The 12391-nt window shown below is 68.5% G+C and carries 14 protein-coding genes; 10 read left to right on the top strand and 4 right to left on the bottom strand.

The window, feature by feature from the left end; all coding sequences use genetic code 11:
- Positions 1–7 precede the first annotated feature (7 nt).
- Both OG817_RS34685 and OG817_RS34680 read left to right on the top strand, forming a co-directional pair.
- Complete coding sequence (locus OG817_RS34685; protein WP_406049021.1) at positions 8–895, top strand: LysR family transcriptional regulator; 888 nt, start codon at positions 8–10, stop codon at positions 893–895.
- Between the two features lie 72 nt (positions 896–967).
- Positions 968–1723, top strand: a complete 756-nt coding sequence (locus tag OG817_RS34680; RefSeq protein ID WP_406049020.1) for a hypothetical protein — start codon at positions 968–970, stop codon at positions 1721–1723.
- 46 nt (positions 1724–1769) lie between these two features.
- Here OG817_RS34680 and OG817_RS34675 read toward each other — a convergent pair whose 3' ends face one another.
- Together OG817_RS34675 and OG817_RS34670 are read right to left on the bottom strand one after the other, a co-directional pair.
- Positions 1770–3311 (bottom strand): cellulose binding domain-containing protein, encoded by a 1542-nt coding sequence (locus tag OG817_RS34675; RefSeq protein WP_406049018.1) that lies wholly within the window; start codon positions 3309–3311, stop codon positions 1770–1772.
- A gap of 28 nt (positions 3312–3339) precedes the next feature.
- The gene (locus tag OG817_RS34670; protein WP_406049016.1) at positions 3340–5076 is read right to left on the bottom strand and encodes a glycosyl hydrolase family 18 protein; all 1737 of its coding nucleotides are present in this window, start codon (positions 5074–5076) and stop codon (positions 3340–3342) included.
- 203 nt (positions 5077–5279) lie between these two features.
- Between OG817_RS34670 and ssd the strand changes: the two genes are divergently transcribed.
- The 8 genes from ssd to OG817_RS34630 all read left to right on the top strand — a co-directional run bounded on the left by ssd (position 5280) and on the right by OG817_RS34630 (position 11116).
- Entirely contained in the window at positions 5280–6359 is a 1080-nt protein-coding gene (gene ssd, locus OG817_RS34665; RefSeq protein WP_406049014.1) for a septum site-determining protein Ssd, read from the top strand.
- On the top strand, positions 6356–7513 hold the full coding sequence (locus OG817_RS34660) for a TadA family conjugal transfer-associated ATPase (protein ID WP_406049012.1): 1158 nt from the start codon (positions 6356–6358) through the stop codon (positions 7511–7513). Before ssd ends, OG817_RS34660 begins: the two co-directional genes overlap by 4 nt.
- 43 nt (positions 7514–7556) lie before the next feature.
- Positions 7557–8342, top strand: a complete 786-nt coding sequence (locus OG817_RS34655) for a type II secretion system F family protein (protein WP_406049010.1) — start codon at positions 7557–7559, stop codon at positions 8340–8342.
- Positions 8339–9070 carry a type II secretion system F family protein gene (locus OG817_RS34650; protein ID WP_406049009.1) on the top strand — a complete coding sequence of 244 codons (732 nt, stop codon included), beginning with the start codon at positions 8339–8341 and terminating at the stop codon, positions 9068–9070. The genes OG817_RS34655 and OG817_RS34650 overlap by 4 nt, the downstream gene beginning before the upstream one ends.
- Positions 9071–9175: 105 nt before the next feature.
- Complete coding sequence (locus tag OG817_RS34645) at positions 9176–9388, top strand: DUF4244 domain-containing protein (RefSeq protein ID WP_131361499.1); 213 nt, start codon at positions 9176–9178, stop codon at positions 9386–9388.
- An 83-nt stretch (positions 9389–9471) separates the two neighbouring features.
- A complete protein-coding gene (locus tag OG817_RS34640; protein WP_406049008.1) occupies positions 9472–9834 on the top strand; it encodes a TadE family type IV pilus minor pilin in 363 nt (120 codons plus the stop codon).
- Between the two features lie 23 nt (positions 9835–9857).
- Positions 9858–10259 (top strand): flp pilus-assembly TadE/G-like family protein, encoded by a 402-nt coding sequence (locus tag OG817_RS34635; protein WP_406049007.1) that lies wholly within the window; start codon positions 9858–9860, stop codon positions 10257–10259.
- 236 nt (positions 10260–10495) lie between these two features.
- On the top strand, positions 10496–11116 hold the full coding sequence (locus OG817_RS34630) for a response regulator (RefSeq protein ID WP_396391052.1): 621 nt from the start codon (positions 10496–10498) through the stop codon (positions 11114–11116).
- Positions 11117–11145: 29 nt separating this feature from the next.
- Here OG817_RS34630 and OG817_RS34625 read toward each other — a convergent pair whose 3' ends face one another.
- Both OG817_RS34625 and OG817_RS34620 read right to left on the bottom strand, forming a co-directional pair.
- On the bottom strand, positions 11146–11919 hold the full coding sequence (locus OG817_RS34625; RefSeq protein ID WP_406049006.1) for a VOC family protein: 774 nt from the start codon (positions 11917–11919) through the stop codon (positions 11146–11148).
- A gap of 31 nt (positions 11920–11950) precedes the next feature.
- A complete protein-coding gene (locus OG817_RS34620; RefSeq protein ID WP_406049004.1) occupies positions 11951–12349 on the bottom strand; it encodes a hypothetical protein in 399 nt (132 codons plus the stop codon).
- Positions 12350–12391 lie beyond the last annotated feature (42 nt).

Here is a 12391-nt window from a genome sequence, read left to right as displayed (position 1 = left end):
TTTTGGTATGAACATCGAGGACCTGCGGTGGTTCGCCGTACTCGCGGAGACCGAGCATCTGACCGAGGCGGCCGCGGCACTGGGCACCAGCCAGCCGAATCTGTCCCGGTCGTTGCGGCGCGTCGAGAGTGCGTTCGGGGTCCAGCTCTTCGAGCGCGAGCATCGGGGCGTGCGGCTGAACCCGTACGGCCGGCTCGTCCTCGAGGCAGCCCAGGCCGGTACGGCGGCGGTCGACTCGGCCCGGCGGCGGATCGACGCACTGATCGATCCGGAGTCGGGGATGGTCCGCCTCGGGTTCCTGCACTCGGTCGCGACCAGCCTGGTGCCGGACCTGCTGAAGGCGTTCCGTGAGGTGGCGCCGAGCGTCCGGTTCGCGCTGCGGCAGGAGCCGTCCCACGACATCGTCCAGGACCTCGTCAGCGGTGAGGCCGAGATCGGCATCATCGCGCCACGACCAGACCCGGAGGTGTTCGGCTGGCACCTGATGGAGCAGCAGCGGCTGTGCCTGCAGGTCCCGCCCGGGCACCCGTTCGCGTCGCGGCGCCGCGTGGAGCTGGCGGCGGCGGCCGACGAGCCGTTCATCGGGCTGCGACCGGGGTTCGGCTTCCGGAGGATCAGCGAGGAGCTGTGCCGGGCGGCCGGGTTCACGCCGCAGTTGGCCTTCGAGGCGACCGACCTGGCGACCATCGACGGTCTGGTCGGTGCAGGCCTCGGAGTGGCCGTCCTGCCGGCCGGTGCGGTCCGTGGCAGCGACAGCGGTGCCGTGTCGGTGCCACTGGCCGGTGTTCAGGCCCGGCGGGAGATCGGTATGGCGTGGCGGCTGCGGACACAGCTCACACCGGCCGCCGAGCGGTTCCGTACGTTCGTCCGTTCCCGGCCCGCGACGTCCACCTGACTTTGGTAGCGTCCGTCCCATTTCTGCGGTGTCGACTTGCAGAGAGAGGGCTTTCCCCCGCACAGTTTCTCCGTGAGGAAGCGTCTCAGTTCGTTCAGGCCGAGTCGGCGGCTGCTGTTCGCAGCGAGTACGGCGGCCGCGGCGTCGACTGTCGCATCGGCCGCGACGGCGACTGCCACGAGCGCCGAGGCCAGCGCGACCGGTGTCTACGGCTCGGGAGTGCTGGGCACATGGGAGCGGCAGGCATACGCGATCTCCACCGAGGCGCAGGTCCGCAGGGCGCAGGAGACCGACGGCGTCTTCATGTTCGGTGACAGCATCGCCCTCCAGGACGCTCGGTCGCTGGCGAAGCAGCTGACGCTGGTCGGCATCAACATCGCGGCCAACAACTGGGCCGGCCGCCCGGTCACTCCGGCCGTCGATGCGCTGAACACCTGGGCCCAGGACTACGGCCTGCCGCACCGCATCCTGATGTCGGCCGGCTCCAACGACATCTTCACGCCGCCCGCGGTGGCCGCGCAGATCGAGCGGACGATGCAGATCGTCGGCGAGGACCGCACGGTCTTCTGGGTGAACATCCAGGCGGCCCGCACGCTGTACGGTCCGGCCATCCAGGTCGCCGACCAGCGCAACAGCGCCTGGATCAACCTGCAGCTGGCCGAGGCACAGCGCCGGCACGACAACCTCCGTATCATCCAGTGGGCCGAGCATCTGGCCGCGAAGCCCGAGCGTCTGCAGCTGTACCTGCGTGACGGCCTGCACCCCTCGATCCCGCGCGGCCAGAACGCCCGCAACGCCCTCATCGTCAAGGCGCTCAAGTCCGGCTGAGCGGCGTACGAGGTGCCTGCCCCGTACGCCGCCGTACCGCTGCCGGTCAGAAGCCCGCGGTGATCCGGGTGAACTCCCAGTCGGGCTGTGCGATGCCGCTGCAGTTCGAGACCACGCCGCCGCCGGCGCAGCCGCGGTCACGGTTCACCGACCAGAACGCCAGCCGGCCGAGCCCGTTGCTCTTGGCCCAGTTGGTGATGTTCTGCCAGGTCGCCGTGGTGGTCATCTCCTGCTGGTCGGACAGGCCGTTCATGCCGGAGATGCCCTGGTGGGCGTAGGCGTCGGCGGTGCTCCAGCCGAAGGTCGCCTTCAGCTTGTTGTTCAGGCCCTGTGACGCGGCCACCGTGTCGTTGTAGATGTTGGCGCTGCCGAAGTCGAACGGCATCAGCGTGAAGATGTCGATGTTCGCGCCGAGCGCCGCGGACCGCTCGATCAGCCGGTTGCCGTAGTAGTTCGGGCCGGTGGTCGAGGTGCCGAAGGTCAGGATCGTCTGGATCCCGGGGTTGTTCTGCTTGACGATCTTCAGCGCGGTCAGGATCCGGTCCTGGACGGCCTCGTTCTCGAACTCGTCGGAGTTCTCGATGTCGATGTCGATCGCCTTCAGGTTGTAGGCGCTGATGACCTGCTGGTACGCGCCGGCCAATGCCTCCGGGGTGCTGCAGTTCGGGCCGAGCTTGTTGCCGCTCCAGCCGCCGATCGACGGCACGATGTCGCCACCGGCGGCCCGGATCTGCGCGATCGCGTTCGCGTCGGCGCCGCCTTGCAGCGGCCGGTTGCCGTCCCAGGCTGGGTTGCAGCCGCCGGACGAGAGGATGAAGGCCATCGTGAACCACTTGATGCCGGTGGCATTCATCACGGTCGCTGGGTTGGGTGGGTCGCCCCAGCCCATGTAGAGGTACGGCGCGGCTCGGCGGGTGCCGGTGTTGCCGCCGCCGGTGGAGGTTTGCACGGAGATCGCCGTGCTCTTCGGACCCTCGCCCGCACTGTTGGAAGCGCTGACCTGATAGCTGTACGTCGTGTTGGCCGCCAGACCGGAGTCCGTGTACGACGTACCGGTCGGGCTGCCGACCTTCGTGCCGTTGCGGTAGACGCTGTAGCTGGTTGCACCGCTGGGCGCCGACCACGTCAGGCTGACCGACGAGGAGGTCGCCGCACCGGAGAGGCCGGTCGGTGCACCGGGGGCGGTGCCGCCACCGCCGCCACTGCAGGAGCCACCGTTCAGCCGGCAGGCGGCCAGACCGGGGAAGTTGCCCGGGCTGCCGTTGAAGCCGAAGGTGACCGTCGCGCCCGGGGCGAGCGGTCCGGCCCAGCTGGGCGGGGTGAAGGTGTGCGTCTGGCCGCTGCTGCTCCTGGTCGCGTCCCACGAGCTCGAGATCGTGTAGCCGGACGGGAAGTCGAGTGCGACCGACCAGGTGCTCAGTGAACTGGTGGTGCCGTTGGTGACGGCCACCTTGCCTTCGAACCCGCTGCCCCAGTCGGACACCTTGGTGAAGGCTGCGGTGACTCCTGCGGCGTTCGCCGCCTGTGCTGTCAGCAGTGCGATGACCACTGCGGTGATGACTGCTATCGCCAGAGTGATGCGTTTCATGATGCTCCGATCAGTGGGCGGTACGTGATCAGACCCGGCCCCAGAGTGCGGGGACGTTCGGCGGCTCCCAGCCGGTCAGGGAGGTGTGGCCCTGGATGCACTTGTAGGTGACGCCGTTGTAGGTCACCAGCGCACCGGTCGCGTACGTCGTGTTCGGCGCCCACGGGGTTGCCGTGGGCGGCGTCGTCGGCGGTGTGGTGGGAGGGGTGGTCGGTGGAGTGGTGGGTGGAGTGGTGGGAGGTGTCGTCGGTGGGGTGGTGGGCGGCGTGGTTGGCGGTGTCGTGGGCGGGCCGCTGCAGCCGGGGGTGTCTGCGTTGACCGCGTTGATCACGTTGTTGAAGAGCGTGACGTTCGGGTCGAGTGCCTCGAGGGAGTACATCATCGCGCCGGCCAGACCGTTGCAGTGCTGATAGTCCGCCTTGGCCTTGATCGACTGGGCGTTGTCGCCGGTCCAGAAGGTCCCGTTGCGGTAGAACCACGACGACTTGGTGGCGTCGTCGAAGTACGTGGCCGAGGGGTCGTCGACGAAGCCGGTGAGCTCCTTGTAGAACGAGACGCCCGGCACGTTGCCGCTCAGCGCGTGTCCGTCGGCCGGTGCGGTAGCGGTCTGGTACTTGCCGTTGGCTGTGCTCGGAACACCCTTCCATCCCCTGTAGTAGAAGGGATATCCGATCGTCAGCTTGTTCGCCGGGAACCCGCCGGGGATGCCGTACGCCGGGTCGCCGGTGGTCCACGCCTTCACGGCACCGTCCACGGAGTACTTGCTCGAGCCCGGTGGGATCGGGTTGCTCGGGTCGTCCGGCGCCTGGTAGAGCGGGTCCTGGAAGTTCGTCGGCCCGGTGGCCTCCCAGCCGCCGTGCATGTCGTACGACATCACGTTGTTGTAGTCGAGGTACTGCCCGATCTTGTTCGTCTCGATCGTGGCGATCTTGTCCTGCCCGGCCGGAGTGGCGGCGGTCAGGTAGTAACGCTTGCCGGTCTGGTCGCCGTAGGCATCAAGCTGTGCGCGCAGCTCGGCCAGCAGCAGGGTGAAGTTCTGTTTGTCGGCGGCACTGAAGTGGTTGCCGACGTGGCCGTTCGGCGAGCCCGGGTACTCCCAGTCGATGTCGATGCCGTCGAAGATGCCGGCCGCCGTACCGGGACCGCCGAAGCCGTCGATCACCGGCAGGTCGCCCTTGAGGAACATGTTCACGCAGGAGCTGACGAACGCCTTGCGCTTGGCGTCGGTGGAGGCCGCATCGGAGAAGTGCTTCGAGTACGTCCAGCCGCCGATGGAGATCAGGATCTTCAGGTTGGGGAACTGCGTCTTGAGCTTCTTCAGTTGGTTGAAGTTGCCCTGGATCGGCTGGTTCCAGACGTCGCCGACGCCGTCAACGCTGATGTCCGCGCCGTACGACTTGCCGTAGTCGGCGAACGCGTCCCCGGCACCATCGCCGGCGTTCGGGTTGTTCTCGTCCTGCGAGGCGGCCTTGTTGGCCATGAAGCAGGTGTGGTCGGTCGGGTGGACGTTGGCGAACGCGTAGTTCAGGAAGTCCAACTTGCCGGCGACGCCGGTGGTGACCAGGTTCTTCGGGTAGAACGCGTTGGCGTAGATACCCCACTGGGTGAAGTACGCCGTCTTCACGCCGCCGCTGGTAGCTGCGGGGGCGAGCGGCGCGGCTGTGGCGCGGGGTGCTTCGGCGCTCGCCAGGGAGACGCCGGCGGCAGCGATCAGGGCAGTGGCGGCGACAGTGGCCGTGGCGGCGAGCACGCGTAATCGACTCATGGGCAGGTCCTCCGGAGCTGGGACGGAAGCGGTCCGGTGAAATTTAGTTAAAGACGCTTCGAAAGGAACGGTAACCGGTCGCGACGCGTTGGTCGCTGTCTCGCCGTGGCGGATTCCCGCTGCTGGCGGGAAGCCGACAAGCCTTTGTCCACAGGGATCCGGTTGGTTGTCCGGAGCGGGTCCGGGAACGGCATGTTCTAGGCATGGACACAACTGCGATTCCCACATCGGTGCTCATGGCAACTACCAACGAGGTGCTCCTCGACGACCTGCTCCGGCTGGCGGCGGCCGCGTCGATCACGCCGCTGGTCGAGCACGAGCTGCATGGGCTGCGGCGCAGCTGGCACTCCTGCCCGCTGGTCGTCGTCGGTCGGGACCTGGCCGAGTTGCTGGCGACCAGACAGCCGGATCATCGACCGGGTGTTGTTGTCGTGGGTTCGGCGCTGGACGGCGACGAGCTGTACCGGTGCGCCTTCGACATCGGTGCGGATGCCGTGTTTCGCCTACCGGCCGAGGAGCCCGCGCTCGCCGGCAAGCTCGCGGACACCCTGGACGGTGGCGTGCGGACGGCGCTCACGCTCGCTTTCGTCGGCGGGTGTGGTGGGGCGGGTGCGACAACGCTCGCGTCGGCGGTCGCGGTCTTCGGGAATCGGCGTGGGTTCCGCACCATGTTGATCGACGGCGATCCGCTCGGCGGCGGGATCGAGCTTGCCCTGGGCATCGAGCGTGACGACGGCGACCGTTGGCCGAAGCTGCTCAACGCGTCGGGCCGGATCAGTGCGGCTGCCCTGCGTTCTGCGTTGCCGACCGTCGACGGTCTGGCGGTGCTGTCCTGGGACCAATCCGATGTCACGGTGCTGCCGCCGGAGACAATGAGTTCGGTGTTGGGTGCCGCGCAGCGCAGCAGCGATCTGGTCGTGGTCGATCTGCCGCGACGTGCGGATCCGGCAGTTGAGGAGGGCTTCATCCGTGCCGCCGCCACGGTGCTGGTCGTGCCCCGCGACGTCCGGTCCGTCGCTGCGGCCAAGCGCCTGGTGGGTCCGCTACGGGCCGTGGCCGGTGACCTTCGCGTCGTCACCCGCGAATCACGAGTGAATGGTCTCGCTGCCACTGATGTCGCCTCGCACCTGTCTTTGCCATTGGCAACGAATCTCGGCCGGGAGCGTGATCTCGCGGCAGCCATGGACCAGGGCCGCTTCGACCCTCGGCCCCGAGGTCCGCTGGCCCGCGCGGCCACCGCGCTCCTCGACCTCTTCGGTCTCCTCGAGGCGGCCGCGGCATGAACGTGTCCCGAGAGGTTCTCGACCGGGTCCGTGGCAGCCTGGCGATCACGGGTGCAGAGCCGACTCCCTCCCAGGTGGCGGCCGCGCTCCGCGCGGATGGCAGGGTCTGCGGCGATTCGATGGTCCTCGCCGTCGTCGAGGCGCTCCGCCGCGACGCGTTGGGAGCCGGTCCACTCGACACCCTGCTGTCCGAGCCAGGCATCACCGACATCCTCGTGAACGGCCCCGACGAGGTGTACATCGATCGCGGCTCCGGCCTCGAGCGCGTCCTGGTGCGAACCGGCGACGAGCCCGCCGTCCGCCGCCTCGCGACCCGCCTGGCGGCTGCCGCAGGACGCCGACTCGACGACGCCACGCCGTACGTCGACGTACGCCTCGCCGACGGCACTCGCTTCCACGCTGTGCTCTCGCCGGTTGCAGCTCCAGGCACGTGCCTCTCGCTCCGCGTCCCAGCCCGCCACGTCTTCACCCTCGACGACCTGGTCACCGCCGGCGCCCTACCTCCAGCCGGTACGGCGATCCTGCGGGATCTGCTCGAAGCCCGGGTGGCGTTCCTCATCAGCGGCGGCACCGGGACGGGGAAGACGACACTGCTCAACTCCCTGTTGTCGTTGGTGAATCCGTCGGAGCGATTGGTGCTGGTCGAGGACGCGAGCGAACTGCGCCCGGATCATCCACATGTCGTGCGCTTGGAGGCTCGTCCACCGAACGTCGAGGGCAGTGGCGAGATCTCACTGCGCGACCTGGTGCGGCAAGCTCTGCGGATGCGGCCCGACCGCTTGGTCGTCGGAGAGGTCCGAGGCTCCGAAGTGGTGGACCTGCTCACTGCCTTGAACACTGGCCACGAAGGCGGATGCGGCACGATCCACGCCAACTCCGCGTCCGACGTTCCCGCGCGTCTGGAAGCGCTCGGTGCCTTGGCCGGCCTGACCCGGGACGCCGTACACAGCCAGGTCGCGTCGGCCCTGCACGCCGTCATCCACCTGACCCGAGGAACGGACGGGGTACGCCGCATTGCCGAGATCCGAACCTTCGACCGCCTCCCCAACGGCCACGTTGTCACCCGCCCAGCCGTCGAGTTCCTCCCCACCGGCACCATCAACGTCCTCCCACCAGCCCATCACTTCACCAACCTGCTAGCCGGCGCAGCATGAACCCGGCGACGCCTCGCTCCACCACGGTCCCCGTGGGTGCAGCATGAACCCCGCCTTCATGGCAGGTGCCCTGGCGTTCGTTGTGGTGGTGCTGGTTCTGCCGATCCGGGGCCGCGGCCTGCATCGCCTGACCGCACGACTCCCCAGCCGTTCCGATGCCCTCACCCGCCGCTGGCTGGCCGGTCCCATCGCCGTCACGATCGCTCTCGTCCTCGGAGCGCAGATCCTCGTATCGGTGATCGCAATCGGCGTAGTCGCCGCACTCGTCGTCGCACAACGCGCACAGCACAAACGTCGGGTCGCCACGGCTGCCCGTCGTGCGCAGATCATCGAGGCACTCGACGTACTGGCCGCCGAACTGACCGCGGGACGCCCAACCATCGACGCGCTCGAGGGTGCAACAACCATCAGCCCCGACTTCCAGATCGCCCACGCCGCAGCCCGACTCGGCGGCGACGTCCCCGGCGCACTCGAGCTAGCCGCCGAAGCTCCGGGCGCCGGAGGCCTCCGCGCCCTGGCCGCCGCCTGGCGCGTGGCCGAGGAATCCGGCGCGGCCTTCGCCTCACTCACCGAGCGACTCTCGGACTCGCTCCGCGCCGACGAGACCATCCACCGGCAGACCGCGGCCAGCCTCGCCGGCGCACACTCGACCGCCCGCATCCTGGCCGCCCTTCCTGTGTTCGGAATCGCCTTGGGTTACTCACTCGGCGCGAGACCCCTGACCTTCCTCACCGCCACACCCGCAGGCTGGGTCTGCCTAGCCGGAGGCCTAGCCCTCACCACCCTCGGCCTCAACTGGACCACCCACCTAGCAAAGGTCCCAACATGACGACCGCCCTGTCCTCGGGGCCTGCGATAGCTGCAGTTGCCGGCGCCCTCGCGGCCTACCTCCTCGTCCCAGCCCGCTCGAATCTTCGCCGCCTGACCCCGCGCTCCCGGCGTCCCCGCGGCCCAACCCCACGCACTCACCGGCTTGCTGCCATCGTCGCCGCGATCGGCGCCATCGTCCTGATCGGCCTCCCATGGGGCGTACTACTTGCAGCGCTCGCGTACTACGGCGTACCTCGGGCCTTGTCCCGCCTCGAACCAGCCGAATCCAAACAACGAGCAGCGCAGATCGGCCGCGACCTACCACTCGCCGTCGACCTACTAGCCGCCTGCCTCCGCGCCGGCCGCCCACCTCAACAGGCACTCGGTGTCGTCGCCACCGCCGTCCGCGGCCCTCTCGCCGAGCTCTTCACCAAAGTGGCCCACCACCTGGCGCTAGGCGCAGATCCAGCCGATGCCTGGGCGCATCTACGGACCGAGCCAGCTTGCGCCCCCGTCGCCCGAGCCATCGACCGCTCGATCCGCTCCGGCGCACCCCTGTCGAAGACTCTCGAACATCTGGCCGACGACACTCGTCAGTCCCATCAGCACGCCGCGGACCAACAAGCCCGTGCCGCCGAGTCACGCTCCGCCCTGCCGCTCGGACTCTGTTTCCTACCGGCCTTCATCCTGCTGTCGATCGTCCCCACGATCGCCGACGCGTTGATCCCCTACCTGCTCCAGCCCTAAGCGTCATCCACAGCCTGAAACTCCTGTGAAAAAAGGGCATTCGACGACTGCATGTTGTCAGTGAGCGATCCGGACGAGCCGAATCGCAGACCCGGGAGGTATCACATGTCCAAGGCACTGGTGGCCGTTCGCCACCGTCTCCGCACCCGCTCCGAACGCGGCGCCGCAACCGCCGAGTACGCGGTCAGTGTCGTCGCGGCCTGCGGGTTCGGCGGCATCCTCGTCGCGCTGCTGAAGTCCGACGTGATGATGAACGCCCTCAAAGCTCTGATCAACTACGCGCTCAAGCTCGCCGGCGTCGAGGGCGTCCAGCTCTGACCTGAAGGCTCGACCATCCGGTGGCCGGTCGCGGTCACCCCTTCACCGCGACCGGCCACCGCCACCCATCGAAGGAGTATTGGATGCCATCTCGCAGAACACCACGCGGCGCGATCACCGCCGAACTCGCGATCGCTCTACCGGTCCTTCTCACCCTGCTCCTCCTGGGCATCTGGGCCATCGGCCTCGTCATCCTCAACATCCAATGCATCGACGCAGCCCGGGACACTGCCCGCGCAGCCGCCCGAGGCGACCCCTTCGACCAGGCGCAGGCGATCGGCCGACGTACTGCCCCCGGCGCCACGATCACGATCACCCGCACCGGCAAAGACATCCACGTCACCGTCACCGCAGCCCCACGCCACAAACCCCCACTCCTCACCCACCTCGTCCCCACCGAACTATCAGCCGAAGCCACCCTCCAATCCGAGGCAGCCATCCCATGACGAACCGCGCCTGCCGTCACCCCATGTCGCCCAACGAGCGAGGCTCCGCCACCGTCCTCTCCCTTCTGGCTGCGCTGCTCCTCCTCACAGCCCTGACCGTCGCCACCCTCTGGTCGTCGATCTCCACGGCCCGCCACAAACTCTCAGCCGCAGCCGACCTCACTGCCCTGAGCGCCGCCCAGGCGCTCACCGCCACCACCCGATCCGCAGCCACCCCGCCGATTGGCGACAACGACACAACGCCGGCTCCGGCCGGTGCTGCCCCCTGCGAGATCGCCGACCGAATAGCGACCCTCCACAAAGTCCACCTCACGTCCTGCCACCCCACCCCCACCGCCGTAACCATCACCGTCACCCTCCAACTCCACCTCCCACCCTTCGCCCACCCCACCCTCACCACCACAGCCCGAGCCGGCCCGCTGTGAGCATCTCGTGGACCCCATCCATGCAAGTAGCGCTCACTCGAGTCGACTACCCGGCAGCCTTCGGGGCGTCTCGCACGTGCGGGGTTCTGAAGCGGTCGCGATCTGGTCGCAATCTGGTAGAGATGCCGCGTTGATGTGGACGAGGCGTGGGAGCGGACTCCATGATCTGGACCGAAGACCTGCCCATCCTCCCGGACGCACTTCCCGGCGCCCGGACGGTTACCCCGGAGGCCCGTTTGCCCGACCGCATCCGGCTGTTGCTGGTCGACGACCAGATCCTCAGCCGAGGCGTCCTCAGAACCGGTCTGGAGCGCGAGCGCGATCTGGAGATCGTTGCCGAGCTCAACAGATCGGACGACGTCGTGGGCGCTGCGAAACGTCACCGTGCGAACGTCGCCCTGCTCGACGCGGCCGGCCCGGGCCACGACAGCATTACCGTCACCACCAGACTGCGGACGTCGATCCCGGAGTGCCGGGTCGTCATGCTCACGACGTACGGCCGCCCGATCCACCTCCGGCGTGGTCTCGACGCAGGAGCCAAGGGATTCGCGCTGAAGGGGAGCCCGGCGCCGCAGTTGGCCGACGCGGTACGACGCGTGCACCTCGGCCTCCGCGTGGTCGACGCCAACCTGGCAGCCGAGACCCTCATGTACTCCGAGACCCCGCTGAGCGACGACGAGACCGACACCTTGCGGGCTGCCCGCGACGGCGGCTCGATCGCGCTGATGGCGCGCAAGCTCGAGGTCTCCGAACGCGTGGTCCGAACCCGACTCTGGTCGGCCATCGGGAAGACCGGAGCCCGTACCCGATCCGACGCGATCCACATCGCCGACAGCAACGGCTGGCTCCTCGACTGACGCCGGCCCCGGGCGTCCGGGTCGTGGGGCTAGAGGCAGAAGGGGTGGGCTGCCGGGTCGGCGTAGACGTGATGGTGTGGGCCGGGTCTGAGTTCGATGGCGCCGAGGCTGTCGGCGAGTGCGCGGGCGGATTGCAGGCTGGGTTCGTCGGCGGCGGGGACGCGGAGGTCCAGGTGGACCTGTTGCGGGTAGGCAGGGTCGGGCCAGCGGGGTGCGGGGAACTGGGCGTGCTGGAAGGCGAGAGCTGGTAGGCGTCCGTCGGTCCGGGTGATGACGACTCGTTCGGAGGTGTCCAGTTCGCGGTTCGGCATGTCGAGGAGATCGGCGTAGAAGTCGGCGAGGGCCCGCGGGCTGAAGCAGTCGATGACCACACGAGCGATCTGGCCGGTACGGCCAGTTGGGGATTTGGCGGTGCTGGGGTAGAGGCAGAAGGGGTGGCCGGCGGGGTCGGCGTACGTGCGGAAGGTGTCTTTGTCCTGGAGTTTGGAGGCACCGAGTTGTACGACGCGTTGCTCGGCGGCATCGAGGTCGTCGACGGTGATGTCGAGGTGCATTTGTTGCGGATAGCTCGGGTCGGGCCAGCGGGGTGGCTGGTAGTCGATCGGGCCGTCGCCGAACCCTAGGCGGAGACCGTCCGGGTCGTCGTCGGCGATCACGAACCAGTCCTCGCGGACGATCCGCAGGCCCAGGAGGTTCGCGTAGAACTCGGCCAGTGGTCGGGCGCCGCGTTCGTAGGACTCTTCGGTGTTGCCGGGACAGGCGAAGACGACGTTCAGGAGCTCGATGGTCACGGGGTTCGTCATGGCGGTCCCTCCCCGGGAGCCGTTGGGTAGGTCAGGGCTGCTCGAGTTGGTCCAGGAGCCAGCGAGGGCGGGTGGTGGTGGCGCCGGTGGGTTCGAGGCGGTCGCGGAGGCCGCGGTCCGCGGTGACCACGGTGACGTGGGCGTCGGTGATGGCGGCGGTGGTGGTGACGATCGTGTCGTCGCCGGAGCCAGGGGCCAGGACGATGCGGAGGTCCGCGGTGTCGGGAGCGTCGGGGCCGGAGGTGGCGGAGCGCGCTGCGCCTTCCAGGATGACGACGATCTCGGTGTCTTCGAGGCGTTCCTGGAGGGAGGTGAGCTGACGCAACAGTCGGCGAGCGGCGCCTGGCCGATCGCGCCACCATCCGTCAGGACGCGAGCCGACCACGTTCGCCGCGTCCACCACGATCACCTGACGCACACCACTCACCATCAGGTCAGTCTGCCTCGTCCCCGGTTCGCCGCACCTGAAGCC

Source organism: Kribbella sp. NBC_00889, from assembly GCF_045207705.1.
Lineage (GTDB): Bacteria > Actinomycetota > Actinomycetes > Propionibacteriales > Kribbellaceae > Kribbella.
Note: the sequence above shows the minus strand (reverse complement) of the source record. Positions and strands in the feature narration are given on the sequence as shown.

What these genes read in the sequence shown, in the direction of transcription:
- OG817_RS34685 (WP_406049021.1), top strand. Translation starts at nt 8, where the DNA reads ATGAACATCGAGGACCTGCGGTGGTTCGCCGTACTCGCGGAGACCGAG.
- OG817_RS34675 (WP_406049018.1), bottom strand. Translation starts at nt 3,311, where the DNA reads ATGAAACGCATCACTCTGGCGATAGCAGTCATCACCGCAGTGGTCATC.
- OG817_RS34670 (WP_406049016.1), bottom strand. Translation starts at nt 5,076, where the DNA reads ATGAGTCGATTACGCGTGCTCGCCGCCACGGCCACTGTCGCCGCCACT.
- ssd (WP_406049014.1), top strand. Translation starts at nt 5,280, where the DNA reads ATGGACACAACTGCGATTCCCACATCGGTGCTCATGGCAACTACCAAC.
- OG817_RS34660 (WP_406049012.1), top strand. Translation starts at nt 6,356, where the DNA reads ATGAACGTGTCCCGAGAGGTTCTCGACCGGGTCCGTGGCAGCCTGGCG.
- OG817_RS34655 (WP_406049010.1), top strand. Translation starts at nt 7,557, where the DNA reads ATGAACCCCGCCTTCATGGCAGGTGCCCTGGCGTTCGTTGTGGTGGTG.
- OG817_RS34650 (WP_406049009.1), top strand. Translation starts at nt 8,339, where the DNA reads ATGACGACCGCCCTGTCCTCGGGGCCTGCGATAGCTGCAGTTGCCGGC.
- OG817_RS34645 (WP_131361499.1), top strand. Translation starts at nt 9,176, where the DNA reads ATGTCCAAGGCACTGGTGGCCGTTCGCCACCGTCTCCGCACCCGCTCC.
- OG817_RS34640 (WP_406049008.1), top strand. Translation starts at nt 9,472, where the DNA reads ATGCCATCTCGCAGAACACCACGCGGCGCGATCACCGCCGAACTCGCG.
- OG817_RS34635 (WP_406049007.1), top strand. Translation starts at nt 9,858, where the DNA reads ATGTCGCCCAACGAGCGAGGCTCCGCCACCGTCCTCTCCCTTCTGGCT.
- OG817_RS34625 (WP_406049006.1), bottom strand. Translation starts at nt 11,919, where the DNA reads ATGACGAACCCCGTGACCATCGAGCTCCTGAACGTCGTCTTCGCCTGT.
- OG817_RS34620 (WP_406049004.1), bottom strand. Translation starts at nt 12,349, where the DNA reads ATGGTGAGTGGTGTGCGTCAGGTGATCGTGGTGGACGCGGCGAACGTG.